The organism is Kitasatospora sp. GAS204B (assembly GCF_029892155.1).
GTDB lineage: Bacteria > Actinomycetota > Actinomycetes > Streptomycetales > Streptomycetaceae > Kitasatospora.
On record NZ_JARZAG010000001.1, the window covers coordinates 206,186 to 230,141 of the forward strand.

Below are 23,956 nucleotides of genomic sequence, written 5' to 3' on the forward strand. Positions count from 1 at the left end.
ATCCTGGCATCGCTATGGGTGGTATTTCCAGTAAGTTCACGCTCACTCGGAAATGTGTCGGATTAGCCGTTTTCCGGTGGATTGCCCCAGTTGATGGGGCGTGCGACCGCCGTGAGGGGCGTGAAGCTTCCGCCGTCCGCCGTCTGTCACCATGGAGCCATGGGTCAGTCCGAACAAGAACCACCGCCGCCGTCTGACCCCAGGCTCCCACCCGGACAGCGCCTGCAGCGTGGCTGGCCGGTTCTGCACTACGGTCCGGTGCCCCGTTTCAAGCCGCTGACCTGGGACTTCCAGGTGTTCGGGGCGACCGCCTCGGCCGAGAAGCACAGCTGGGACCACGAGGGCTTCCACCGGCTGCCCAGGACCACGATCCGGGCCGACTTCCACTGCGTGACCCGCTTCTCGATGCTCGACAGCGAGTGGAGCGGGGTGGCCGCCAGCACCGTCCTCGAGCTGGTACCGCCCGCCCCCGGCGTCAGCCACGTGATGGTCTGGGCCGAGTACGGCTACAGCGCCAACCTCCCGCTGGCCGTCTTCGCCGACCCGCGCACCGTCTTCGCCACCCACCACGACGGCGAGCCGCTGACCGTCGAGCACGGCTTCCCGGTGCGGTTGATCGTCCCCCAGCTCTACGCCTGGAAGGGCCCCAAGTGGGTGCGCGCGGTGGAGTACATGCGGGCCGACCGGCGCGGCTTCTGGGAGGAGCGCGGCTACCACAACCGGGCCGACCCGTGGACCGAGCAGCGCTACTCCTACCAGGAGGAGCCGCAGGACGGTCCGCTGCGCTGAGCCGCCGACGGCCGCCCCGGAAGTCGGCCGCCCCGGAAGTCGGCCGCCTCGGAAGCTAGTCGCCTCAGAAGTTGATGGTCACCGTCGACCCCTTGGGCAGCATGGTGCCCGCCGTCGGGCTCTGCCCGGAGACGTTGCTCAGCCCGAAGAAGTTCAGCCCGCTGCTGCGCACCTTGAACCCGGCCGCGGTCAGCGCCTTGGTCGCGTCCGACTCGTTCATCCCGGTCACCGACGGCACCGGCACCGGCTGCGGTCCCTTGGAGAGGGTCAGGGTCACCGTGCTGCCGGGCGCCGCGGTGCCGGTGACGTCCTGCGCGGCCACCGAGCCGGCGGCCACCGAGTCGGAGTAGCTCTGGTCGGTGGCCAGCGCCACCTTGAAGCCGGCCGCGATCAGCTTGCTCTGCGCGTCGGCCACCGCCAGCCCGGTGGTGTCCGGAACGGCCACCGGCGCCGGGCCCTTGCTGACCACCAGCGCGACCGGCGCGTTCACGGGCAGCGGCTGCCCGGCGGCCGGGGCGGTGGAGATCACCGAGCCCTGCGGCACGCTCGGGCTGTAGTCCTGGGTGGTGCTGCCGGGCGTCAGCCGGGCGGCGGTGAGCTGCTGCTGGGCCTGGTCGAGCGGCTTGCCGGTGACGTCGGGTACGGCGATCCGCTCCGGCCCCTTGGAGACGGTCACCTTGACCGCGTCGCTCTTGCGCGCCCGCTGGCCCACTCCGGGATCGCTGCTGATCACCTGGCCCGGCGGCACCGACTCGCTGAACGCCTGGACGAAGTTTCCGCGCAGGCCCACGCCGTCCAGGGTGCTGACGGCCTGCGCCTGGGTCTGGCCGAGCACGCTGGGCACCGTCGCGTAGACGGCGCCGGAGAGCAGGTAGCTGACCCCGGCGACCACCAGCGCGACCACCGCCAGCACCGAGCCCCAGAGCAGCCCGCGCCGGGAGCGCGGCTTGCGCTGGCGGCGCGGCGGCCGGGGCGGCTCGTGGTAGGGGCGGGGCTTGGTGATCATCGAGGGCGGCGGGGCGGTGAAGACGCTGGTCCGCTCCACCACCGGGGCGGCGAGCACCGAGGTCGCGTCGACCGGCGAGAACTGCGGGGCGGGCCGGCTGGCGGCGGGCGGCTCGGCGTCGAGCTGAGCCGGCGTCAGCACGCGCCGCACCCGCTGCAGCGCGGCCAGCAACTCGACCGCGTCCCACGGCCGGCCCTGCGGGTCGCGGGACGTCGCGGCCGCGACGATCGCGTCCAACTCGGGCGCCAGGCCCGGCACCACGAGGGAGGGCGGCGGGACGTCCTCGTGCAGGTGACGGTAGATCACCTGCATCGGGTTGTCGCCGGAGTACGGCTTGCTGCCGGTCAGCAGCTCGTAGAGCATGATGCCGGCCGCGTAGACGTCGACCCGCTGGTCGGTGGCGGCGGACGGCTGGATCTGCTCGGGGGCCAGGTAGGAGACCGTGCCCATGATCACGCCGGGGGTGGTGGTGTCGGTGACCGCGGTGTCCGCACCGGAGAGCAGCCGGACCAGACCGAAGTCGGCCACCTTGACCAGGCCGCCGTCGGTGATCAGCACGTTCTCCGGCTTGACGTCCCGGTGCACCAGACTGGCCCGGTGCGCGGCGCCCAGCGCGGCCAGCACCGGCTCCAGCACGTCGAGCGCGGCCCGCACGGAGAGCGCGCCGCGGTCGCGCAGCAGGTCGCGCAGCGTCCACCCGGGCACGTACTCCATCGCCAGGAAGACCGAACCGCCGTCCGCGCCCTGGTCGAAGACGTTGACCACGTTCGGGTGCGACAGCCGGGCGACCGCCTTGGCCTCCCGGATGAAGCGGTCGGTGAATCCGCTGTCGCCGGCCAGCGACGGGTGCATGACCTTGAGCGCCAGCACCCGGTCCAGCCGGGTGTCGGTGCCCCGGTAGACGGTGGCCATGCCGCCCACCGCGATGCGCTCCTCGACCCGGTAGCGCCCGTCCAGCAGCGTCCCGAGCAGGGGGTCGTTCAAGGTCGTGTCCACCAGAGGAGTCTAGGGGCGGTCAGAACACGGTTGGGTGACCTGGCTGTCATGGTTCGTCATCAGTGTGGGCGACGGGGCGTCAGAAGGCGGGCCGCTCCCGGTGGTCGAGCTGCGGGTCCAGGTCGGCCCGGCCTGCCATCGTCGAGGAGGCCTCGGCGTGGAAGCGGCGCGGGATCCGGCCGGCCCGGTAGGCCAGGCGGCCGGCCTCGGCGGCCCGGCGCATCGCGTCCGCCATCAGCACCGGGTCCTGGGCGCGGGTCACCGCGGAGGCCAGCATCACCGCCGAGCAGCCCAGCTCCATGGCCAGCGCCACGTCCGAGGCGGTGCCCGCGCCGGCGTCCAGGATCACCGGGACGCCCGCGCTCTCCACGATCAGCTGGAAGTTGTGCGGATTGCGGATGCCGAGTCCGGAGCCGATCGGTGAGCCCAGCGGCATGATCGCCGCGCAGCCCACGTCCTCCAGCTTGCGGGCCAGCACCGGGTCGTCGTTGGTGTACGGGAGCACCGTGAAGCCGTCGTCGACCAGGGTCTCGGCGGCGTCCAGCAGTTCGATCGGGTCGGGCAGCAGGGTCCGCTCGTCGGCGATCACCTCCAGCTTCACCCAGCTCGTGCCGAGCGCCTCGCGGGCCAGCCGCGCGGTCAGCACGGCCTCGCCCGCCGTGAAGCAGCCGGCCGTGTTGGGCAGGATCCGGATGCCGTTGCGGACCAGCACGTCGAGCACCGAGCCCTGGGTGTCCGCCTTGACCCGGCGCATCGCCACCGTGGTCAGCTCGGTGCCCGAGATCCGCAGCGCCTGTTCCAGGATCTCCAGGCTCGGGGCGCCGCCGGTGCCCATGATCAGCCGGGAGGTGAAGGTGGTGTCGGCGATCGTCAGACCGTCTTTTTCGTCGACCAGGCGAGTGTCAGCCATCGGAGCGTCAGCCTCCCTGCACGGCGGTGAGGATCTCCACCCGGTCACCGGGCGCGAGCCGGGTACCGGTCCACGCGCCCCGCGGCACCACGGTCTCGTTGACCGCCGCCGCCACGCCGGAGGGCGCCTTGGACAGCTCGGCGACCAGCTCGGCGAGGGTGGCCGACGCCGGCACCTGGCGTGGTGCGCCGTTGACGGTCAGGGGGACGGTCTGGGGAATCGCGCTCATGTCAGGCTCCTGGCGGCGAAGCGGTCGGGGGAGAACGGGGCGGCGAGCTCCGGCACGCTGCCGGTGGTCAGGTACTCGGCCAGCAGGTCACCGGTGACCGCCGTGAGCAGCACGCCGTTGCGGTAGTGGCCGGTGGCGGCCACCAGGCCGGGCAGTGCGGTGGGGCCGAGCAGCGGGGCGTTGTCGGGGGAGCCGGGGCGCAGCCCGGCGCTGGTCTCCACCAGCGGCAGCTCGGTGATCCCGGGGACCAGCTCGTGCGCGTCGCGCAGCAGCTCGTAGACGCCGCCCGCGGTGACCACGGTGTCGTAGCCCTGCTCCTCGGTGGTCGCCCCGATCACCAGCTCGCCGTCCGCGCGCGGCACCAGGTAGAGGTGGCCGCCGCGGACCACCGCGCGCACGTTGCGGGAGAGGAACGGCGCGTAGGCCGGCGGGATCCGCAGCCGCAGGATCTGGCCCTTGATCGGCCGGATCGCGGGTAGCACACCGGACGGCAGCCCGGGCAGCTGGTGGCTGCGCGCGCCGGCCGCCAGCACGACCTGGTCGGCGAGCAGCCGTTCGCCGGTGCTCAGCCGGGCACCGATCGCGCGATCGCCCTCGACCAGCAGCTCGACGGCCTCGGCCCGGTGCAGCCGCACGCCGCCCAGCTCGCAGGCGCGCACGAGGGCGACGGACAGCCGCCGCGGATCCACCTGGTGGTCGCCGCCGACCAGCAGGCCGCCGCGCACCCCCGGGGCCAGCATCGGCTCCAGCCGGCGGGCCTCGCGGCCGGTCAACCAGTCGGACGTCAGGCCCAGGCGCTGGTGGAACGCGTGCAGCTCGCTCAGCTCGGCCTTGTCGTCGGCGTCCAGCGCGACCGCGAGGGTGCCGGTGCCGCGGTAGCCGGTGTCCAGGCCGGTCGCCTGGGAGAGTTCGGCGGTGAAGGCGGCGTACCGCTCGTTGGACGCCATGCCCAGGCGCAGCAGCGGCTCCTCGCCGTACTGCAGCTCGGTGACCGGGGCCAGCATGCCCGCGGCCACCCGCGCCGCGCCGCCGCCCGGGTCCGGGTCCACCACCGCCACCCGCAGCCCGCGCTGCGCGGTGCGCCAGGCGACGGCGAGGCCGATGATGCCGCCGCCGATCACCAGCACGTCGGTCGTCGTGCCGTCCTTGATGCGTGACAAAGGACCGGTTCTCCCTTCGCCGGAATGACCCGGATCAGGTTCGGACGGTCGCGGGCCGCCGCAGCCCGCCTCTCAGCCCGGTGCGCCGGGCTCCCGTGAGGACGCCCCCACCATAACGCCGGGTGACCGGCGGCTGAATGCGGCGATCGCCCCATGGGACGCCGGGGGCCGGTCTAAGGTGGCCGGGTGGCAGAGCTGAGGAGCACGGATCGGGTGGTCGTGGTCGGCGCGGGCCTGGCGGGCGCGCAGTGCGTGGTGGCCTTGCGGGAGGGGGGCTGGCGGGGGCCGCTGAGCTTGGTCGGCGCGGAGCCGCACCGCCCCTACGACCGGCCGCCGCTCTCCAAGGACGTGCTGCTCGCCAAGGCCGACCGGACCGCCTTCGACCTGGACTGGGAGGCGCTCGACGTCCGGCTGCTGACCGGCCGCCGGGCCACCGGCCTGACCCCGGGCACGCTGCACACCGAGGCCGGCGACCTGCCGTACGACCGGCTGGTGATCGCCACCGGCGCGGCCCCGATCCGGCTGCCCGGGGACGGCGCGGCCCGGGTGCTGCGGACCATCGACGACTCGCTCGCACTGCGTGCGGTCCTGCGCCCGCAGGCCCACCTGGTGCTGGTGGGGGCCGGCTGGATCGGCGCCGAGACCGCCACCGCCGCCCGCCTGCTCGGCTGCCGGGTCACCGTCCTGGAGGCGGCCGACGCGCCGCTGCCGGGCGCGCTGCCCGTCGAGCTGACCGCGCCGATGCGCGCCTGGTACGCCGAGGCCGGGGTCGAGCTGCGCCTGGGCGCCCGGGTGGACCGGATCGAGCCGGGCGCGGTGCACCTGGCCGGCGGCGAGTCGGTGCCGGCCGACGAGGTGGTGGTCGGGGTCGGCGCCCGCCCGGACACCGGCTGGCTGGCCGGCACCGGCGTCGAGCTGGACGGGGCCGGGGCGATCCGCGTCGACGAGCGGCTGCGCACCTCGCTGCCCGGCGTCTGGGCGGCCGGTGACTGCGCCGGCTACCCGTCCGCCCGGTACGGCGGGCGGGTCACCGTGCAGCACTGGGACCACGCGCTGCACTCGGGCCGCGCGGTGGCCGCCGCGCTGCTGGGGGCCGAGGACCCGTACGACCCGGTGCCGTACTTCTGGTCCGAGCAGTTCGGACGGATGGTGCAGTACGCCGGCCGGCACGGCGCGGGCGACCGGCTGCTCTGGCGCGGCTCGCCGGCCGAGCCGCAGTGGAGCGTCCTCTGGCTGCGCGAGGAGCGCCCGGTGGCGGTGCTGACCGTGGACCGGCCGCGGGACCTGGCCCAGGCGCGGCGGCTGATCGACCAGGGCAAGGCGCTCGATCCCGCGCTGGCCGCCGACCCCGCCGTGCCGCTCAAGTCGGCCCTGCGCTGACGCCCGCCGGACCGGCCGTTGGTGCGCGGTGGCCGTGCGAGGTGGCAGGCTGGTGCCGTGAGTGACGTGAGTGAGAGCGAATCGAAGATCGAAAACCTGGTCCAGGACTGGGTGTACCTGCCCGACATCTCGGAGCGCTGGGGCGTGCTGGTCACCGAGGTCCGCCAGATGGTCAAGGACCGCAAGCTGATCGCGGTGCGCCGTGGCCCGAACCGTTCGTTGCAGGTCCCGGCGGCCTTCATCGAGGACGACGGCCTGGTCAAGCACCTGGCCGGGACGCTGACCGTGCTGCGGGACGGGAGGTTCAGCGACGAGGAGATCCTGGAGTGGCTCTTCACCGAGGACCCCTCGCTGCCGGGCAGCCCGATCCAGGCGCTGCGCGAGAACCGGGGCACCGAGGTGAAGCGGCGCGCGCAGGCGATGTCGCTGTGACGGCCGGCGCCGACCTGCGGGCGAAGCTCGCCGACGCCCGGCTCTACCTGTGCACCGACGCCCGCCGCGAGCAGGGCGACCTGGAGCAGTTCCTGGACGCGGTGCTGGCGAACGGCGTGGACCTCGTCCAGCTGCGCGACAAGGGCCTGGAGGCCAAACAGGAGCTGGAGTTCCTGGAGGTCTTCGCCGCGGCCGCCGAGCGGCACGGCAAGCTCTTCGCGGTGAACGACCGGGCGGACGTCGCGCACGCCGCGCGCCCGCAGCTGCTGCACCTGGGGCAGGACGACCTGCCGGTGCCGGCCGCCCGGGCGATCCTGGGCCCGGACGTGCTGATCGGGCGCTCCTGCCACGCCGAGTCCGAGGTGGCGGGCGCGATCGCCGAGCCGGGTGTGGACTACTTCTGCACCGGGCCGCTCTGGCCGACCCCGACCAAGCCGGGCCGGCCCGCGCCGGGCCTGGGCCTGGTGGAGTACGCGGCGAAGCAGTCGACGGACCGTCCGTGGTTCGCGATCGGCGGGATCGACCTCGGCAACCTGGACCAGGTGCTGGCGGCGGGTGCCCGCCGGGTGGTGGTGGTCCGGGCGATCACGGCCGCCGAGGACCCGGGCGCGGCGGCAGCCGAACTCGCACGGCGAGTGCGAGCCGCAAGCTGAGCGTCCGTCAGTAACGACGCACGGTGGCGGCCCGGGCGAGCGCGAGCAGCGTCTCCCGGGCCGCTTCGTCCTTCAGCGGCGCCGCCGCCAGCGCGGCCAGCGAGCGCGCCATCAGCTGCTCGATCCGCTGCTCCACCTGGGCGGGCGCGCCGCTCTCGGCCACCAGGGCGCTCAGCTCGGCGATCTCCGGCGCCGTCAGGTCCGTGGCGCCGAGCCGCGCGTCCAGCCGGGCGGCCCGCTCCCGGGGCAGCGCCCGCAGAGCGAGGGCGACCAGCAGGGTCCGCTTGCCCTCGCGCAGGTCGTCGCCGGCCGGCTTGCCGGTGACGGCCGGGTCGCCGAAGACGCCGAGCAGGTCGTCGCGCAGCTGGAAGGCCTCGCCGAGCGGCAGCCCGAACTCGCCGTAGGCCGTGACCAGTTCCTCGCTCGCACCGGCCAGCCGGGCGCCGACCTGCAGCGGGCGCTCGATGGTGTACTTCGCCGACTTGTAGTGCAGCACCGTCGTCGCCCGGGTCAGTGCCCGCTCGTCGGTCGAGTCGCCGGCCACCGGCTCCAGGACGTCCAGGTACTGCCCGGCCATCACCTCGGTGCGCATCAGGTCGAAGGCCGGCTTGGCGCCCAGCACCGGCGCCGGGTCCAGGCCGCAGCGCACGAACAGCTCGTCGCTCCAGATCAGCAGCAGGTCGCCGAGCAGCAGCGCGGCGGCTGACCCGTACTGCTCGCGGTCCCCGCGCCAGCCGCGCTCGCGGTGCAGCGCCTCGAAGCGGCGGTGCATCGAGGGCAGGCCGCGCCGGGTGTCGCTGCGGTCCATCAGGTCGTCGTGCACCAGCGCGCTGGCCTGCAGCAGTTCGAGCGCCGCGGCCGCCCGGAAGATCCCCGCGCTGTCGTCCGCGCCGCCGGCGCCGCGCCAGCCCCAGTAGCAGAAGGCCGGACGCAGCCGCTTGCCGCCGTCGAGCAGGAAGTCGCGCAGCGCGTCGGCCGCCGCCACCAGGTCCGGGGAGATCGAGCTCAGCAGCGCGTGCTGCTCGGTCATGAAGGCGGCGAGCGCGGCGTCGACCCGGGTGCGGGCGGCCGCCTGGTCGAGCGCTTGCACGGGCGTGGGGCTGGGCGAGGTCACGGCGCACTCCGGAGTGATCGGGATCGGGATCAGGTTAACCGGGCGACCGGACAGCAGTGCGACAGCGGGACCCACCCCGGCCGCCGGTGGACGGGCCTGCGCCGCGCTTGCCCCAGCTGGTGGACGGATCGTCTCAGTGGTTGAGCGGGGTTTGTCCGTGCGACAGCCCCGCCGGATACCCTGCGACCATGGCACTCGGCGTACCGTCCACCAGAACCGACCGCGCGCTCACAGTCCGCGAACTCCTGGCGGCCGGGAAGCGTTCGTACTCCTTCGAGTTCATGCCCGCGCGCAACGAGGCGGCCGAGCACAAGCTCTGGGCCGCGATCCGCCGTCTCGAGCCGCTCAACCCCAACTTCGTCTGCATGACCTACGGCGCCGGCGGCTCCACCCGCGGCCGCACCGTCAACCTGGTCGGCCGGATCGCCGCCGAGACCACGCTCACCCCGGTCGCCCACCTGACCGCGGTCGACCACTCGGTGGCCGAACTGCGCAACATCATCGGCCAGTACGCGGACCAGGGGGTGCGCAACGTGCTCGCGGTGCGTGGCGACCCGCCCGGCGACCCGAGCGGTGAGTGGGTGCGCCACCCGCAGGGCGTCACCTACGCCTACGAGCTGGTCGAGCTGATCAAGTCGATCGGCGACTTCTGCGTGGGCGTCGCCGCCTCCCCGAACATGCACCCCCGGTCGACCGACTGGGACGAGGACATCCGGCACTTCGTCCAGAAGATCAGGGCCGGCGCCGACTACGCGATCACCCAGATGTTCTTCGAGGTGGAGGACTACCTCCGGCTGCGCGACCGGGTGGAGGCGGCCGGCTGCTCGGTGCCGATCATCCCGGAGATCATGCCGGTGACCAACGCCAAGCAACTGGAGCGCTTCCCGCAGCTGAGCGGCGCGCCGTTCCCGCCCGGGCTGGAGGCGCGGCTGCGCGCGGTGGTGGACGATCCCAAGGCGCTGCGCGAGGTGGGCATGGAGCACGCCACCTCGATGTCCGAGCGGTTGCTCGCCGAGGGCGTGCCGGGGCTGCACTTCATCACGCTGAACGGGTCCACGGCCACGCTGCAGATCTACCAGAACCTCGGCCTGCACCGGGGCTGAACTCCGGCCCCGGCCGGTCTCGTCCGCTCTCGTCCGGTCTCGTCCGGGATGTGGGGCGGCGGCTGCCGACCAGGTACAGTCGCCGGACACGCGCGCCGCGCGCCGGGCTGTGGTGGAGGACGCAGATGGGCATCGGGATGCTGGCGTTGTACGCGGCGCTCGCCGTGGTCGCGCTCTGGCTGCTGGCCGAGCTGCTGCTGCAGAACCGGGCCCCGCTGCACTGGCGCGGACTGGCGCTCGGCGGATTCCTGCTGGTGGCGGCCGGGATGGCGATCCACTCGGTGCCGGTGATCGCCGCCGGGGCGCTCGCCTTCGCGCTCGGACAGGCCCTGGTGACCCTCTCGGTCAAGCGCGGTTACTCCACCGGCTGGTCGCTGCGCGCCACCGACGGGTCGCTCCCGGGACCGCTCGCCAAGGTGCCGCTGCTCAGCGCGGCCACCGGGGGTGCGGCGGCGGTGGCGGCCGCGGCCGCCGAGGAGAAGGTCGGCGAGGTCGGCCCGATCGAGGAGCCCGAGCAGGAGCTGCTGCCGCAGCCCGCCGAGGAGGCCGTCGAGCTGGCGATGGCGGCGGGGGAGTACGGGGTCTACGACTCGGTGTACGAGCACCAGCAGCAGCACCACCAGCAGCAGATGCAGCCGCAGCAGCAGCAGGCGATGGCGTACCAGTACGGCGAGCAGCAGCCGCAGCAGCAGTTCGACCCGAACTACGGCTACCAGCAGCAGGTCCCGGTGGAGTACGGGTACTACCAGCAGCCGCAGGAGTACGTCGGCTACGAGCAGCAGCAGCAGCCGCAGCAGTGGCAGCAGCAGGCCTACGACCCGGCCCAGTACCAGCCCGAGTACGGCATCCCGCAGCAGCCGCAGCAGCCGACCTACGAGTACTACCAGCCGCAGCCGCAGCACGAGGGCTGGCAGTAGCGGATCCCCCGGCGTCGACCGGACAGGCCCTCGGGCGCCCACCGCCGCGGGCTGATCCGGAAAGATCCGCCGGACAGGCCCTACGCGGGCCCGATCAGCCCCGCCACCACGCAGGCCGACATGCCGGCCCTGGCCAGCCCGCCGCCCGGGTGCGCGGCCCCGCCGACCAGGTAGTGGCCCGGCCGCCCGGCGACGGTGTTGGCCGGCTGCAAGAAGGCGCCGCCGGCCCCGGCCAGCGACGGGCGCGGCACGGCGCCGCCGGGGGCCGAGGTCTCCCGCTCGGTGTCGGCCGGGGTGCGCAGCTCCCGCCACAGCATCCGCTCGGCCAGGCCCAGCCCTGCCTCGTCCAGCCGGGCGAGCAACTGGTCGGCGAACTGCTCGGCGCGGCCGGGGACGGTCCAGTCCAGCCGGGCCTGGGAGGGCACGGTGACGGTCAGGGTGACCGTCTCGTGGTCGGCGTCGGGGCGCAGTGACGGGTCGTCAGGGCGCAGCACCTGCACGGTCGGTCGGTCACAGAGTCGGGCGGTGGCGCCGAACAGGGCGGCCAGCTCGTCGGCCCGGTCGGCGGCGTGCAGCACCGTGCGGTGCGGGGCACCGGGCGGGCGGGCCCCGCGCAGCGCGAGCAGCACGGTGAACCGGCCCGGGGCGCTCGCCTCGCCCGGCGCCGTGCGGAGCACCAGGTCGGCCTCGACCGGCAGTTGGTCCTCGACCCGCTCGCCGAACCGGAACGCCACCCCGCGCTGCTCGCACCGCCGGTAGACGGCGTCGGCGAGGGCCCGCAGGCCGCCCTGGACGTACCAGACGCCGAAGGTCTGCTCCATGTACGGGATCACCGTGGCGCCGGCCGGCACGCTGCGCGGGTCGAACCCGAAGCGCAACGCGTACTCGGTCAGCAGGGCGGTGAGCGCGGGGTGTCCGCCGAGCTCGCGGGCGGCGACCTGGTCCAGCGTCGCGGTCCCGCCGCCCGGCAGCAGCCGGGCCAGGCCCCGGCGCCGGGCGGCGGGGTAGGGGTCGACGGCCAGCGCGGCGGGGTCGGCGGGCAGCGGCTCCTCGAGCAGCGGCCGGCGGGTGGCCTCCCAGACCGCCCGGCCGCGGTTCAGCACGGTGCCCCAGCGCTCGCCCGCGCCGGCCCCGAGCGCGGCGTCCAGCGCCTGGGCGACGCCGCCGCGCGAGGCGTTCGGCAGCGCCAGGGTGGTGCCGTCCGCGAACAGGTGCCGGCTCTCCGGGTCCACCGGGGCCAGTGACACCAGCTGCTCCAGCGGCTCCCGGCCGGTCTTGAGCGCGAGGTCACGGTAGACGGCGGGCAGCGTCAGCAGGGTCGGTCCGGTGTCGAAGGCGAAGCCGTCGCGCTGCTGGCGCCCGAGCATCCCGCCGTAGGTCGGAGCCGCCTCGCAGACCGTCACCCGGTGTCCGATGGTGGCCAGCCGCGAGGCCGCCGCCAGTCCGCTGATGCCTGCTCCGATGATGACGATCCGTGCCATAGGGGGTGATCCTAATCGGCCGGCGTTCCCGCGGACCCGGCCGGATTGTCAGTGCCGGGCGCGACCATGACGGTGCGCGGGCCGACCGGTCCGGGCACCCGCTCTGGACCGGGGGAGTAAGACCATGACCGTCACCGACCTCCCGAACACCGACCTCCATGGGGGCACTTCCCGGCCGGCGGCCGGCGGAGAGCTCCCGCTGCACTCCGTCGACGTCCACCCGGTGCTGCTCAAGGCCGGCGCCCCGCCGGCCGCCCGGGACCTGCTGGCCCACGCCCACCGCACGCTGCTCGCGGCCGCCGCCGCCGAGGACCCGCTGGAGCGGTACGCCACCGCGCACCTGGCCGCGCTGCGCACCACCGCGGCCGTGCTCGCGGTGCGCGGCCGCCCGGAGAAGAACCCGCGCAGGCGCAAGGCGATCCGCAGCGCCTGGGAGGTGCTGCCCGAGGTGGCCCCCGAACTCGCGGAGTGGGCGGTCTACTTCGCGGCCGGCGCGAGCAAACGCGCGGCGGCCGAGGCCGGCGTGCCCGGCTCCGCCACCGCTCGGGACGCCGACGACCTGATCCGCAACGCCGCGCTCTTCGTTCGTCTGGTCGAGCGGGTACTGCAGTTCGGAGGCAATAGGGTGGAGAAGTCCGGCCCGCCCGCCTCTTGAGGAGACGACCCTTGTACCCGACGCGCCCCCGCAGCGCCCTGCGCACCGCCGTGGTCTGGGAGGTGGTCCGCACGGCGCTGGAGCGTCGGGCCGCCGAACTGGACCAGCCCGTGCTGGACGTGCTGGACACCGGTGGCGGCACGGGCAACTTCGCCGTGCCGGTGGCCCGGCTCGGGCACCGCGTCACCGTGGTCGACCCGAGCCCGGACGCGCTCTTCGCGCTGGAGCGCCGGGCGGCCGAGGCCGGGGTGACCGACCTGGTCCGCGCGGTGCAGGGCGACACCCAGACGCTGCCCGAGCTGATCGCCCCCGCCTCGGTGGACGCGGTGCTCTGCCACGGCGTCCTGGAGGTGGTGGACGACCCCGCCGAGGCGCTCGGCCACCTGACCGCCACCCTGCACAAGGGCGGCCTGGTCAGCCTGCTCGCCGCCAACCGCAACGGCGCCGTGCTGGCCCGCGCGCTGGCCGGTCATTTCGACGAGGCCCGCACCGTGCTGGACGCCACCGACGGCCGCTGGGGCGCCGGCGACCCGATGCCGCGCCGCTTCACCGCCGACGAGCTGCACGGGCTGGCCGCCGACGCCGGGCTGCGGGTCGAGTCGGTGCACGGCGTGCGGGTCTTCGCCGACCTGGTGCCGGGGGTCCTGGTGGACACCGAGCCCGGTGCCATGGAGGCGCTGCTCAGGCTGGAGGAGGCGGCCGCCCAGCAGCCCTCCTTCCACGCGGTCGCCACCCAGCTGCACCTGCTCGCCGCCCTGGGCTGACCCGGCCGGGCACTCGGCGGCCGCCGCGCGCGTTGCACCCTTGTGGGGTGCGGCGAATGTGGCGGACACGACCGATCGTCGCCCGCTCCGGAACCCGTCGATGGACCGTATGATCTGGGTAAAGCCAGAACGCATGACGGCCAGGCGCATGGGGCATATGGACCACACAAGGCCAGGTGGCGGACCGGTCGCCCCGCGACCGACGAGTAGGAGGACTCCGTGCCGCTCTCGGAGCACGAGCAGCGACTGCTCGATCAGATGGAGCGAGCGCTGTACGCCGAAGATCCCAAGTTCGCGACGGCGCTTGAGGGAACCGGGCTGCGCACCTACACCCGTCGACGGGTGTTCCTGGCCGCGGCGGGATTCGTGGTGGGAGTGGCCCTCCTGATGGGGGGCATGATCGTATCGCCGCAGCTGATCTGGCTGAGCGTGATCGGTTTCCTGGTGATGCTCGGGTGCGCGCTGGTGGCCGTCGCCGGCTGGCGCAAGCACCCGGTGGCAGGGCCCGGGGCGGGCCTGCGGGCGGCTCCGCCGGCCCGGCGCAAGGCGAGCGTGATGGATCGGATGGAGCAGCGCTGGCAGCGCCGCCGGGACGAGCACGACGGCCTGTAACGGGCCGGCCGGCAGCGCACTGGACCACTGAGTCGACCGCACGAACGTACTGACACGAAAAGCAGTGAAACGAAAGACGTGGGCGGGTGATCCGAAGAGGATCACCCGCCCACGTCGTTCCGCCGTACAGGCCCTAGTCGCGCCGTCCCGGTCGGCCGAGCCGCCGCAGCGGGGCACCGGCCCGGGTGACGGCCGCCCGGCCGCGCAGGCGCAGCGCGAGCACCCGGTCCGCCAGCCGCCAGCCGACCCGCGCCACCGAGGGCGGCAGCAGCAGCGCGCGCAGCCGCCGCCGGCGGGCGGCCGAGGCCCGCAGGCCGGCCCGCACCTCCCGCACGTCCGGTCCGAGCGGGGCCGCCGGCTCGGGCGCGCGGGCGTACAGCACCTGCTCGGTGGCCAGCGCCACCCGGCCGACCGCGGCCCGGGCCGACTCGTCCAGGCCGCCGGCCTCGCCGATCCGCTCCCCGGTGTGCCGGGGACTGTAGGCCTCGTCCGGCGGGATGCCGAGGTCCCAGGCGGAGTCGACCACCTCCTGCCAGGCCGCCAGCACCTGCGCCCCGGTCAGCCCGCCGCCGGGCCCGCCGGGCCGTCGGCGACCGCCGCCCAGCCGGCGCCGGCGCAGCCGGGCCCGCCAGAGCATCGGCCAGAACAGCAGGAGCAGCACCGCCACGCCGGCCGCGATCAGGCCGAGCAGCTGCGCCGGGAGCCCGTGCGTCGCCGGCGTCGCCGCCAGTGGCGCGGGGGCCGCCGACTGCGAGTTCTGCGTGGGCTGGTCGCAGCCGCCCTGCTTGCGCTGCACCGCCGGGCAGGCGTCCGCCGAGGGCGCCGCCCCGGGGTCGCCGGCCGTGGCCGAGGGCTGCGCGGAGCTCGCGGTCGAGGTCGGCGCGGCCTGCCCGCCGCTGTAGTCCGGCGCCACGCCGCGGCTGGGCGTGGGCTCGAAGCGCAGCCAGCCGGCGCCCGAGAAGTAGAGCTCGGGCCAGGCGTGGTAGTCGTTGCTGCCCACCACGTAGTCGCCGTTGCCGAGGTCCTGGCCGGGCGCGAAACCGACCGCCACCCGGGCCGGGATCCCCAGCGTGCGGGCCATCGCCGCCATGGTGGCGGCGAAGTGCACGCAGAAACCCTTCTTGTCCTGCAGGAACTTGAGGATCGCGGTCGGTCCGGTGCCCGCGTCGACCGAGGTGCTGTAGGTGAAGCCGCCGCTGGTGGTGAACCAGTCCTGCAGCGCCACCGCCTTGTCGTAGGCGGTGTCCTTGCCCGCGGTCACCTGCAGCGCGGTGTCCTTCACCTGGCCGGGCAGGTTGGCCGGCAGCTGCAGGTAGGTGTCGGTGATCGACTTGGGCGCGGGCGGGGCCGCCCGCAGCTGCTCGCCGGTCGGATCGATGTTCAGCGCGGTCAGCGTGTAGCTCAGCCCGGTGGCCTGCTGGCCGTGGGCGCCGACCACCGAGCCGACCTCCGGTTCGTAGCGCCAGTCGCCCGGCAGCCCCGGCAGCCGGTCGATCGGGTACGGGGCGGGCAGCCAGCTGCTGCTCAGGTTCTGCGAGACCGTGATCTGGGCCTCGAAGCTCGGGCTGGCCACATCCCCGGCCAGCCCGTCGGGGCGCGGCAGCGGGTTCTGCAGCAGCTCGTCCTTCTGCCTGCCCGGCTTCCACTCCTGGCCGTTGAACTCGTCCAGCGCGGTGATCCGCAGGTAGGCGGTGCGCAGCGCGGGGTCGGTGCCGTGGTAGCGGATCAGCTGCTGGTTGTCCGTGCGGCGCAGCCCGTCGGTCAGCGAGACCACCGGGCTGAGCGTGCTGATGTTGCCGCCGCCGTCGCCCGAACCGCCGTCGCCGAAACCGCCGTTGACCAGGCTGAGGTCCCAGTTGGGTGCCAGCACCGGCAGCAGCAGGGCGCAGGCCAGCGCGACCACGCCGATCCGGTGGCCGCCGGTGGGCAGCCCGCCGCGGTTCTCGCTGGTGCCGGCGCCGCGGAAGACCCGGCCCCAGCGGGAGAGCCGGTCGCGGCCCTCGGCGAAGAGCACCATCAGGTAGCCGGCGGCGGCCGCCAGGAACCAGAGCCAGGTCGCGCCGTCGGCGGAGCCGGCCAGCCCGGTGCCCACCGAGTAGAGCGCCAGCAGCGGCAGCCCGGCCAGTGCCGCCTGGCGGTAGGTGACCGCCAGCGCGTCCACCACGACCGCCACCACGGCCACCGCCAGGATCAGCAGGAACCGCAGGCCCGGGGTGGCCGGTGCCGGGATCGCGTACTGGGTGATGTCGTTGCCGGCCGACTGCAGCAGGTTGTTGAACGCCTGCAGGCTGCCCGAGCCGGGCAGCACCCCGAGCACGAAGCTGTCGCGGATCGCGCCGAACAGGATCAGGTAGAGGACGGCGAACAGCTGCGCCAGCACGACCAGCGGCCGGGCCACCGCCAGCCGGCGCAGCCCGGCGCCGACCAGCGCGGTCACCAGGATCAGCCCGCCGGCCGGCATGATCCAGCCGGCGGGGGTCAGCAGCGGGGTCAGGCCCAGCATGGACAGTGCGGTGGCAAGAGCGCTGTACACGGTCAGTCTCGCGCGGGTGGTCATGCGCCCGCCCCCTTCCGGGTCCGGGCGGCGGCCGCGTTCTGCCCGTCGGCCAGCCGCCACAGATCGGGCACCGTGTCACCGGCCCGGGCCGGCAGCACCGTCCAGCCCGCCTCGCGCAGCAGCCGCATCGGCCGTTCCAGCTCGTCGGACCCCGACTCGGGGAAGATCTGGCGAAGCCCGGCCCAGCTGCCGGTGTCCAGCACGAAGGCGATCGCCGTCCCGGCCCGGCGGCGCAGCCGGCCCAGGCTCGCCACCTGCTCGTCGTCCAGGGCACCGAGGATCGCCACCAGCAACCCCTCGCCGCCGGTCCGCAGCACCTCCTCGGCGCGGGCCAGGCCGCTGCCGGTGGAGTGGTCGACCACCGCGAGCGCGTCCAGCACCAGGCCGATCGACTCGCTCACCGACCCGCTGCCGTGGGCGTTGGTCTCCGGGACCTGCACGCCGCTGTCGGTCAGCAGCCGGGTCTGGTAGCCGCGCTCCAGCAGGTGGCTGGCGACCGAGGCGGCGCACCCGACCGCCCACTCGAAGGAGGAGGCCGGGCCGCTGCCCCGGTGGCCGATCTCGCGGCTGTCCAGCAGCACGGTGGCGCGGGCCTTCAGCGGCTGCTCCTCCCGGCGGACCATCAGCTCGCCGTACTTGGCGGTGGACTTCCAGTGCACCCGGCGCAGGTCGTCGCCGTGCCGGTACTCGCGCGGCACGGTGTCGTCGTCACCGGCCAGCGCGACCGCGCGGGACATGCTGTCGCCGTAGCCGGCCCACTCGCCGGAGAGCCGCACGGCCGGCAGCGCCTGCACCTGCGGGACCACGGTGAGGGTGTCGGCGGCGCTGAACGCCCGGGTCAGCTCGCACATCCCGAACGGGTCGGTCAGCCGCAGCTGCAGCGGGCCCAGCGGGTAGCGGCCGCGCAGGTCCGAGCGGACCCGGTAGGAGACCTCGCGGTAGCCGCGCGGCTCGACCCGGTCCAGCACGAACCGCGGGCGCGGGCCGAGCACGTAGGGCACCTTGTCCTCCAGCATCAGCAGGCCGGTGGGCACCCGGGAGATGTTGTCCACCCGCAGGTGGACCCGGGCCTCCTGGCCGGCCGAGGCGCGGTGCGGGGCGAGCCGGCGCCCGCTGGCCACCCGGTAGCGGGTGCGCACCAGCAGCAGCGCGGCCGTCAGCGGCAGCGCGATCAGCAGCACGGCGACCCGCAGCAGGGCGCTCTGGCCCAGCAGGTAGGAGCAGAGCAGCGCGGTCACCCCGCCCGCCAGGAAGGAGCGGCCGCGGGTGGTCAGGCCGCGCGTCCCGGCCCGGAAGCCGGATGGGTCGTCCGGTGCCGCCACCTCAGGCCCTCCGTGCGGGGCCCGAGTACTGCGGGCCCTGCGGGCCGGGGATCGGCACCCGGCGGACCAGCTCGGCGACGATCTGTTCGGCGCTGCGGCGGCTCAGCTGGGCCTCCGCGGTCGGCAGCAGACGGTGTGCCAGGACCGGCACGGCCAGCGCCTGCAGGTCGTCGGGCACCACGTACTCGCGCCCGGCCAGCGCGGCGGCGGCGCGCGCGGCCCGGACCAGGTGCAGGGTGGCTCGCGGCGAGGCGCCCAGGCGCAGTTCGGGGGAGTTGCGGGTGGCGCCGACCAGGTCGACCGCGTAGCGGCGCACGCTGTCGGCCACGTGCACGGTGCGGACCACGTCGATCAGCTTGAGGATGTCGTGCGCGTGCGCGACCGGCTGCAGGTCGTCCAGCGGGGAGGCGCCGCCGTGCGAGTCCAGCATCGCGAGCTCGGCGTCCGGGCTCGGGTAGCCGATCGAGACGCGGGCCATGAAGCGGTCGCGCTGCGCCTCGGGCAGCGGGTAGGTGCCCTCCATCTCCACCGGGTTCTGGGTGGCGATCACCATGAACGGGGAGGGCAGCTCGTAGGTGGTGCCGTCGATGGTCACCTGACGCTCCGCCATCGACTCCAGCAGCGCCGACTGGGTCTTGGGCGAGGCGCGGTTGATCTCGTCGCCGACCACGATCTGCGCGAAGATCGCGCCGGGGCGGAACTCGAAGTCCATTCGCTGCTGGTCGAAGACGTTGGTGCCGGTCACGTCGGAGGGCAGCAGGTCGGGGGTGAACTGGATCCGGCGCACGGTGCAGTCCACCGACCGGGCCAGCGCCTTGGCCAGCATGGTCTTGCCGACTCCGGGGACGTCCTCCAGCAGCAGGTGGCCCTCGGCCAGCATCACGGTCAGCGCCAGGCGTACCGCCTCCGGCTTGCCCTCGATCACGCTCTCCACCGAGGCGCGGACCCGCTCGATGACCGCGCTCAGCTCGGGCAGACCCACCGGTGGCACCGCGACCGGCCGCGCCGGCCGCGGGTCGGCCCCGTGCCGGTCCAGGCCGGTCTGCTCGTTGTAGGTCGTCACCCGTTCGCTCCTCGCCCCGCTCCGTGCCGGTCCACCTGTCCGGGACCCGCCGCAGCCGCATTCTTCCCTGAGGGGTGGCCAGAAGTCACCCGAAGGAGCGACGCGTGGCCCGCATGATCGGTTGCGGGGCGAGCCGCGAGGTCAGTGGATCTCGCGGAGCAGGCCGGTGTGCACGTCGAAGACGAAGCCGCGCACGTCGTCCGTGTGCAGCAGGAACGGCGAGGTGCGCACCCGTTGCATCGACTGGCGCACGTCGGCGTCCAGGTCGAGGAAGGACTCCACCGCCCACTGCGGGCGCTGGCCGACCTCCCGCTCCAGCTCGTGGCGGAAGTCCTCGGTCAGGCCGAGCAGGCCGCAGCCGGTGTGGTGGATCAGCGCGATCGACCGGGTGCCGAGTGCGCGCTGGCTGATGGTCAGCGAGCGGATGGTGTCGTCGGTGACCACGCCGCCGGCGTTGCGGATCACGTGCGCGTCGCCCAAGTCCAGGCCGAGCGCGGCGAACAGGTCGAGCCGCGCGTCCATGCAGGCCACCACGGTGACCTTCTGGACCGGACGCGCGTCCATGCCGCCGTCCCGGAAGGTCTCGGCGTAGACGCGGTTGGCGGTGACGAAGCGATCGATGATCGTCTCAGTGGCCGGGGCGGTGGGATCGCCGGGGGACGACCGGTCAGGGGTCACTGTCATAGGTATGACGTTAGTAGGAATCTGTCGGTCATGGTCGCCGTGTGACGAATAACCCGGACCGGTGTGATGGAGCGCATAGGGCGCGCGTGGCGCGCGCGGGCGGCGCGGACCAGGCCGGTAGTCTGACGCTCCGTACGCAGCCCGCGGCCTCCTCCCGCTCCCGTGCCACCTGACGCACCTTCCCCGGCGCCGGGCGGCACCCCTTCCCCCCAGTGAGCGGGCGGGGACCCCGGGCGGCGTCCGGGCTCGCCGGCACCGTGGTCCAGAATGGGGCGAAACCACAGCTCCCGGCGCCCTGAGAAGGCCGGCGGGCGGCTTCCCGCTACCGAAAGGCGCCCGCGCGCATGGCCACTGGCACACCGGAACCCAAGCACGTCCCGGTCATGCTGCAACGCTGCATGGACGCCCTGGCCCCGGCGATCAGCACTCCCGGCGCCGTGGTGGTGGACGCCACGCTGGGTCTCGGCGGCCACAGCGAGGCGCTGCTCACCCAGTTCCCCGAGGTCAGGCTGGTCGCGGTGGACCGCGACCCGCAGGCGCTGCGGCTCTCGGCCGAGCGGCTCGCGCCGTTCGGCGAGCGCGCCACCCTGGTGCACGCGGTCTACGACGAGATCCCCGAGGTGCTGGCCGACCTCGGCATCGACCGGGTGCAGGGCCTGCTCTTCGACCTCGGGGTCTCCTCGATGCAGCTGGACGAGGCCGAGCGCGGCTTCGCCTACGCCCAGGACGCCCCGCTGGACATGCGGATGGACCAGACCCGCGGGCTGAGCGCGGCCGAGGTGCTCAACACCTATACACACGGCCAGCTGGCCCGGATCCTCAAGGTCTACGGCGAGGAGCGGTTCGCCGGGAAGATCGCCTCGGTCATCCTCCGGGAGCGCGAGAAGGAACCGTTCAGCAACAGCGCGCGTCTGGTGGAGTTGGTACGCAACGCGATCCCGGCGGCCACCCGGCGCACCGGCGGCAACCCGGCCAAGCGGACCTTCCAGGCGCTGCGGATCGAGGTCAACGGCGAACTGGAGGTGCTGGACCGGGCCATCCCGAACGCGCTGGAGGTGCTCGCGCTGGGCGGGCGGATCGCCGTGATGTCCTACCAGTCACTGGAGGACCGCCTGGTGAAGCAGTACTTCGCGGCGGGTGCCACCACCACCGCGCCGCCCGGGCTGCCGTTCATCCCCGAGGAGCACCAGCCCTGGCTCAAGCTGATCACCCGAGGTGCCGAACTGGCCACCGAGGCGGAGATCGAGGAGAACCGGCGCGCCGCTCCCGTCCGGCTGCGGGTGGCGGAGAGGATCCGCAGTACGGGAACCCGGGGCTAGCTGCCGTACGGGGGGACGAACGGGCGAGAGCGTGAGGGCGGACCGGGAGAACATGGTGCAGGCGGCCGGGAAGGGCATCCAGGAGGGCAGGCTGCTGCCGGGGCAACTGGGGCGGGCCCGGATCACCGTGCGCCCCGGGCGCCCATCGAGCGGCGGGCGCGGGCGCACCCCGTTCGTGGTGCTGACGGTGCTGCTGCTGGCGCTCGGGCTGCTCGGGCTGCTGATGCTGAACACCGCGCTGAACGAGGGCTCCTTCGAGCTGACGAAACTGCAGAACCAGACCACCACGCTGACGGACCAGCAGCAGCGCCTGCAACAGCAGATCGACCATGCCGCCGCGCCCGACGCGCTGGAGCAGCGGGCCCGTCAGCTCGGCATGGTGCCGGGAGGCGACCCGGCCTTCCTGCTGGCCGACGGCAAGGTGCTGGGCAGCCCGTCGGCCGCGAAGGACAGTCCGCCGGTCAAGCGCTCGGGCGCCGACCTGTGGCCGGGCGTCGCCCAGCCGGGCGCCGCGCCCAGCCCGTCGGCCGCGCCCGCGCCCGCCGCCGGCCCGTCCGCCGCCCAGCCATCGACCGATCCGGCCACTGCCGAGGGGGCGCTGCGGGTCGACCCGGTCAGCCCCTCGCCGAGCGCCGGCCAGCGCACCAGCCCGACTCCCACCCCGAGCAGCAGCCCGAGCGGAAGCGCACGATGAGTACCCCACGCCGCCCCCAGAACCCCGGCGAGCGCCGCGCGCGCCCCGCCGCCCCGCAGCAGCGCGGGCCCGGCGAGGGCACCCGCAAGCCGGCTCCCCGCAAGGCCGCCGCCGCCAAGCCGCCGACCCGCCGGCCCGCCGCGCCCGGCAGCCGCCCGGCCGCCAAGCGCCCGGCCACCAGGCGCCCGGGCCCCGGCAGCCGCCCGCAGCCGCGCCGCCTCAAGCTCGCCGACCCCAAGCGCCGGCTGCGGGTGGTGCTGATCTCGCTCGCGGTGGTCTTCTCGCTCTTCGCCGCCCGGTTGATGCAGATCCAGCTGTTCGACGCGGGCACGCTCGCCGCCGACGCCAGCACCTACCGCTACGTCGACGTCGCGCTGCCCGCCACCCGCGGCGCGATAACGTCCGCCGACGGCACGGCCCTGGCCACCACCGTGGACGCCTACGACATCACCGCCGACCCGACCATGTTCACCCAGGACGCGCTGCACATCGCCGACGGCCCCGATCAGGCCGCCGGCCTGCTGGCCCCGATCCTGAACATGCCCCGGGACAAGGTGGCGGCCAAGCTGCGCGCCAAGACCAGGGGCATCACGCTGGCCCCCCGGCAGACCCCGCAGATCCGCAAGCAGATCATGGACCTGCGCACCGCGCTCACCAAGAAGGTCGACACCAAGACCTGCCGGGCCCAGAAGGCGCTCACCGCCAAGCCCGTGGGCCAGGGCGGCCGGACCACCATCGACGAGAGCTGCGCCAACCCGCTGGAGGGCGTCTTCTCGCAGGACACCACCAACCGCGTCTATCCGGCGGACGGCCTGGCGGCCAACCTGGTCGGCTTCGTGAACGGCGAGGGCGCCGGGGCCGGCGGCCTGGAGCAGCAGTACCAGAAGCAGCTGGCGGGCCAGGACGGCCACCGCACCTCCGCGGTCTCCGGCAGCCAGCCGATCCCGACCGGCGGCGGCACCACCGAGAAGGACCCGGTGCCCGGCAGCGACGTGCGGCTGACGATCGATCCGGACATCCAGTGGGCCGCCCAGCGGGCCATCACCGACCAGGTGACCGCGGCCGGCGCCGAGAAGGGCTACGTGGTCGTCCAGGACGTGAAGACCGGTCAGATCCTGGCGATGGCCACCTCGCCCGGCTTCAACCCCAACGACCTGAGCACCGCCGGCCCGGACGAGCTGGGCAACCCGGCCCTGCAGGACGCCTACGAGCCGGGCAGCACCGCCAAGCTGATGACCATGGCCGCCGTGCTGGACAGCGGCGCCGCCACCTGGGACACCCACGTGACCGTCCCCGGCACGCTGACCCGTGCCGGCCAGGTCTTCCACGACGACGTCGACCACGACACCTGGTACCTGACCTTGAACGGGGTGCTCGCCAAGTCCTCCAACATCGGCACCATCGAGGCCGCCGAGCACCTGGGCAAGGACCAGCAGCAGTCGAACCGGATCCTCGGCGGCTACCTGCAGAAGTTCGGCATCGGCCAGCCCAGCGGCCTGAACTTCCCGGGCGAGACCCGCGGCATCCTGGCCAACCCGGCGACCTGGCAGGGCACCCAGCAGTACACCATCCCGTTCGGCCAGGGTCTTTCGGTCAACGCGCTGCAGGCCACCTCGGTGTACTCGACCATCGCCAACGGCGGGGTGCGGGTGGCGCCCAGCCTGGTGGCGGGCATCACCGGACCGGACGGCCGGTACACCCCGGCCGCGCCCGGCGCGCAGACCCAGGTGGTCAAGCCGGAGACGGCCAAGACCCTGGAGCAGATGCTGGAGTCGGTGGTCACCGACGACCAGGGCACCGGCAACACGGCCCAGATCCCCGGCTACCGGGTGGCCGGCAAGACCGGCACGGCCAACCGAGTGGACCCCAGGACCGGCAAGTACAACGGCTACACCGCCTCCTTCATCGGCTTCGCGCCGGCCGACGCGCCCCGGCTCACGGTCTCCTGCACGATCCAGAACCCGATCAACGGCCACTTCGGCGGCCCCCTGTGCGGACCGGTCTTCAAGCAGGTGATGGAGTTCGCCCTGAAGACCCTCCAGGTGCCGCCGAGCGGCAGCGCGGCGCCCAACCTGCCCGTCGACTGGAAGCCCTGAACCATGGCCACAGCTGTGAA

Annotated in this window: 22 protein-coding genes and 1 riboswitch; of the genes, 12 read left to right on the forward strand and 10 right to left on the reverse strand. The window is 74.1% G+C overall.

Going from position 1 to position 23,956, the window contains the following annotated elements; all coding sequences use genetic code 11:
* Positions 1 to 159 precede the first annotated feature (159 nt).
* Positions 160 to 789, forward strand: coding sequence for a sulfite oxidase-like oxidoreductase (locus tag P3T41_RS00985; RefSeq protein WP_280686978.1), 630 nt, complete (start codon positions 160 to 162; stop codon positions 787 to 789).
* Between the two features lie 64 nt (positions 790 to 853).
* Here P3T41_RS00985 and pknB read toward each other — a convergent pair whose 3' ends face one another.
* The 4 genes from pknB to thiO all read right to left on the reverse strand — a co-directional run bounded on the left by pknB (position 854) and on the right by thiO (position 5,090).
* On the reverse strand, positions 854 to 2,791 hold the full coding sequence (gene pknB, locus P3T41_RS00990) for a Stk1 family PASTA domain-containing Ser/Thr kinase (protein ID WP_280686979.1): 1,938 nt from the start codon (positions 2,789 to 2,791) through the stop codon (positions 854 to 856).
* 79 nt (positions 2,792 to 2,870) lie between these two features.
* Positions 2,871 to 3,701, reverse strand: a complete 831-nt coding sequence (locus tag P3T41_RS00995; protein WP_280686980.1) for a thiazole synthase — start codon at positions 3,699 to 3,701, stop codon at positions 2,871 to 2,873.
* Between the two features lie 7 nt (positions 3,702 to 3,708).
* Entirely contained in the window at positions 3,709 to 3,930 is a 222-nt protein-coding gene (gene thiS, locus P3T41_RS01000) for a sulfur carrier protein ThiS (RefSeq protein ID WP_280686981.1), read from the reverse strand.
* Positions 3,927 to 5,090: a glycine oxidase ThiO gene (thiO, locus tag P3T41_RS01005; protein ID WP_280686982.1), complete on the reverse strand. Its 1,164-nt coding sequence runs from the start codon at positions 5,088 to 5,090 to the stop codon at positions 3,927 to 3,929. The genes thiS and thiO overlap by 4 nt, the downstream gene beginning before the upstream one ends.
* A riboswitch (TPP riboswitch) is annotated at positions 5,085 to 5,197 on the reverse strand. It overlaps the preceding gene by 6 nt.
* 79 nt (positions 5,198 to 5,276) lie before the next feature.
* Between thiO and P3T41_RS01010 the strand changes: the two genes are divergently transcribed.
* The 3 genes from P3T41_RS01010 (at position 5,277) to thiE (ending at position 7,555) form a co-directional block, all read left to right on the forward strand.
* Complete coding sequence (locus tag P3T41_RS01010) at positions 5,277 to 6,470, forward strand: FAD-dependent oxidoreductase (protein ID WP_280686983.1); 1,194 nt, start codon at positions 5,277 to 5,279, stop codon at positions 6,468 to 6,470.
* A 66-nt stretch (positions 6,471 to 6,536) separates the two neighbouring features.
* Complete coding sequence (locus tag P3T41_RS01015; RefSeq protein ID WP_280687310.1) at positions 6,537 to 6,902, forward strand: Rv2175c family DNA-binding protein; 366 nt, start codon at positions 6,537 to 6,539, stop codon at positions 6,900 to 6,902.
* Positions 6,899 to 7,555: a thiamine phosphate synthase gene (thiE, locus tag P3T41_RS01020; RefSeq protein WP_280686984.1), complete on the forward strand. Its 657-nt coding sequence runs from the start codon at positions 6,899 to 6,901 to the stop codon at positions 7,553 to 7,555. Before P3T41_RS01015 ends, thiE begins: the two co-directional genes overlap by 4 nt.
* A 7-nt stretch (positions 7,556 to 7,562) precedes the next feature.
* Here thiE and P3T41_RS01025 read toward each other — a convergent pair whose 3' ends face one another.
* Positions 7,563 to 8,669 carry a polyprenyl synthetase family protein gene (locus P3T41_RS01025; protein ID WP_280686985.1) on the reverse strand — a complete coding sequence of 369 codons (1,107 nt, stop codon included), beginning with the start codon at positions 8,667 to 8,669 and terminating at the stop codon, positions 7,563 to 7,565.
* Positions 8,670 to 8,857: 188 nt separating this feature from the next.
* On the opposite strand from P3T41_RS01025, the gene metF reads away from it, so the two are divergent.
* Both metF and P3T41_RS01035 read left to right on the forward strand, forming a co-directional pair.
* Complete coding sequence (gene metF, locus P3T41_RS01030) at positions 8,858 to 9,772, forward strand: methylenetetrahydrofolate reductase [NAD(P)H] (protein ID WP_280686986.1); 915 nt, start codon at positions 8,858 to 8,860, stop codon at positions 9,770 to 9,772.
* Positions 9,773 to 9,897: 125 nt separating this feature from the next.
* Positions 9,898 to 10,689, forward strand: a complete 792-nt coding sequence (locus tag P3T41_RS01035) for a hypothetical protein (protein WP_280686987.1) — start codon at positions 9,898 to 9,900, stop codon at positions 10,687 to 10,689.
* An 80-nt stretch (positions 10,690 to 10,769) separates the two neighbouring features.
* On the opposite strand, the gene P3T41_RS01040 is transcribed toward P3T41_RS01035, so the two are convergent.
* Positions 10,770 to 12,170, reverse strand: a complete 1,401-nt coding sequence (locus tag P3T41_RS01040; protein ID WP_280686988.1) for an NAD(P)/FAD-dependent oxidoreductase — start codon at positions 12,168 to 12,170, stop codon at positions 10,770 to 10,772.
* A gap of 124 nt (positions 12,171 to 12,294) precedes the next feature.
* Here P3T41_RS01040 and P3T41_RS01045 point away from each other — a divergent pair, with 124 nt between their 5' ends.
* From P3T41_RS01045 to P3T41_RS01055, 3 genes are all read left to right on the forward strand, one after another.
* Complete coding sequence (locus P3T41_RS01045) at positions 12,295 to 12,825, forward strand: SAV_6107 family HEPN domain-containing protein (RefSeq protein WP_280686989.1); 531 nt, start codon at positions 12,295 to 12,297, stop codon at positions 12,823 to 12,825.
* Between the two features lie 11 nt (positions 12,826 to 12,836).
* Complete coding sequence (locus P3T41_RS01050) at positions 12,837 to 13,589, forward strand: methyltransferase domain-containing protein (RefSeq protein ID WP_280686990.1); 753 nt, start codon at positions 12,837 to 12,839, stop codon at positions 13,587 to 13,589.
* Positions 13,590 to 13,808: 219 nt separating this feature from the next.
* Complete coding sequence (locus P3T41_RS01055; RefSeq protein ID WP_280686991.1) at positions 13,809 to 14,201, forward strand: DUF3040 domain-containing protein; 393 nt, start codon at positions 13,809 to 13,811, stop codon at positions 14,199 to 14,201.
* Between the two features lie 133 nt (positions 14,202 to 14,334).
* Here P3T41_RS01055 and P3T41_RS01060 read toward each other — a convergent pair whose 3' ends face one another.
* The 4 genes from P3T41_RS01060 to P3T41_RS01075 form a co-directional block, all read right to left on the reverse strand.
* Entirely contained in the window at positions 14,335 to 16,758 is a 2,424-nt protein-coding gene (locus P3T41_RS01060) for a DUF3488 and transglutaminase-like domain-containing protein (protein WP_280686992.1), read from the reverse strand.
* Positions 16,755 to 18,080 carry a DUF58 domain-containing protein gene (locus P3T41_RS01065; RefSeq protein WP_280686993.1) on the reverse strand — a complete coding sequence of 442 codons (1,326 nt, stop codon included), beginning with the start codon at positions 18,078 to 18,080 and terminating at the stop codon, positions 16,755 to 16,757. The genes P3T41_RS01060 and P3T41_RS01065 overlap by 4 nt, the downstream gene beginning before the upstream one ends.
* A gap of 1 nt (position 18,081) precedes the next feature.
* Complete coding sequence (locus P3T41_RS01070) at positions 18,082 to 19,071, reverse strand: MoxR family ATPase (protein ID WP_280687311.1); 990 nt, start codon at positions 19,069 to 19,071, stop codon at positions 18,082 to 18,084.
* Positions 19,072 to 19,284: 213 nt separating this feature from the next.
* On the reverse strand, positions 19,285 to 19,827 hold the full coding sequence (locus P3T41_RS01075) for a carbonic anhydrase (RefSeq protein ID WP_280686994.1): 543 nt from the start codon (positions 19,825 to 19,827) through the stop codon (positions 19,285 to 19,287).
* Positions 19,828 to 20,171: 344 nt separating this feature from the next.
* On the opposite strand from P3T41_RS01075, the gene rsmH reads away from it, so the two are divergent.
* The 3 genes from rsmH to P3T41_RS01090 are packed head-to-tail and all read left to right on the forward strand — an operon-like array spanning position 20,172 to position 23,936.
* A complete protein-coding gene (gene rsmH, locus P3T41_RS01080) occupies positions 20,172 to 21,146 on the forward strand; it encodes a 16S rRNA (cytosine(1402)-N(4))-methyltransferase RsmH (RefSeq protein WP_280686995.1) in 975 nt (324 codons plus the stop codon).
* Positions 21,147 to 21,177: 31 nt separating this feature from the next.
* Entirely contained in the window at positions 21,178 to 21,840 is a 663-nt protein-coding gene (locus tag P3T41_RS01085; RefSeq protein WP_280686996.1) for a septum formation initiator family protein, read from the forward strand.
* On the forward strand, positions 21,837 to 23,936 hold the full coding sequence (locus P3T41_RS01090; protein ID WP_280686997.1) for a penicillin-binding protein 2: 2,100 nt from the start codon (positions 21,837 to 21,839) through the stop codon (positions 23,934 to 23,936). Before P3T41_RS01085 ends, P3T41_RS01090 begins: the two co-directional genes overlap by 4 nt.
* The last annotated feature ends 20 nt before the right edge of the window (positions 23,937 to 23,956 follow it).

What these genes read in the sequence shown, in the direction of transcription:
- P3T41_RS00985 (WP_280686978.1), top strand. Translation starts at nt 160, where the DNA reads ATGGGTCAGTCCGAACAAGAACCACCGCCGCCGTCTGACCCCAGGCTC.
- P3T41_RS00995 (WP_280686980.1), bottom strand. Translation starts at nt 3,701, where the DNA reads ATGGCTGACACTCGCCTGGTCGACGAAAAAGACGGTCTGACGATCGCC.
- thiS (WP_280686981.1), bottom strand. Translation starts at nt 3,930, where the DNA reads ATGAGCGCGATTCCCCAGACCGTCCCCCTGACCGTCAACGGCGCACCA.
- metF (WP_280686986.1), top strand. Translation starts at nt 8,858, where the DNA reads ATGGCACTCGGCGTACCGTCCACCAGAACCGACCGCGCGCTCACAGTC.
- P3T41_RS01035 (WP_280686987.1), top strand. Translation starts at nt 9,898, where the DNA reads ATGGGCATCGGGATGCTGGCGTTGTACGCGGCGCTCGCCGTGGTCGCG.
- P3T41_RS01040 (WP_280686988.1), bottom strand. Translation starts at nt 12,170, where the DNA reads ATGGCACGGATCGTCATCATCGGAGCAGGCATCAGCGGACTGGCGGCG.
- P3T41_RS01045 (WP_280686989.1), top strand. Translation starts at nt 12,295, where the DNA reads ATGACCGTCACCGACCTCCCGAACACCGACCTCCATGGGGGCACTTCC.
- P3T41_RS01060 (WP_280686992.1), bottom strand. Translation starts at nt 16,758, where the DNA reads ATGACCACCCGCGCGAGACTGACCGTGTACAGCGCTCTTGCCACCGCA.
- P3T41_RS01075 (WP_280686994.1), bottom strand. Translation starts at nt 19,827, where the DNA reads ATGACAGTGACCCCTGACCGGTCGTCCCCCGGCGATCCCACCGCCCCG.
- rsmH (WP_280686995.1), top strand. Translation starts at nt 20,172, where the DNA reads ATGGCCACTGGCACACCGGAACCCAAGCACGTCCCGGTCATGCTGCAA.
- P3T41_RS01090 (WP_280686997.1), top strand. Translation starts at nt 21,837, where the DNA reads ATGAGTACCCCACGCCGCCCCCAGAACCCCGGCGAGCGCCGCGCGCGC.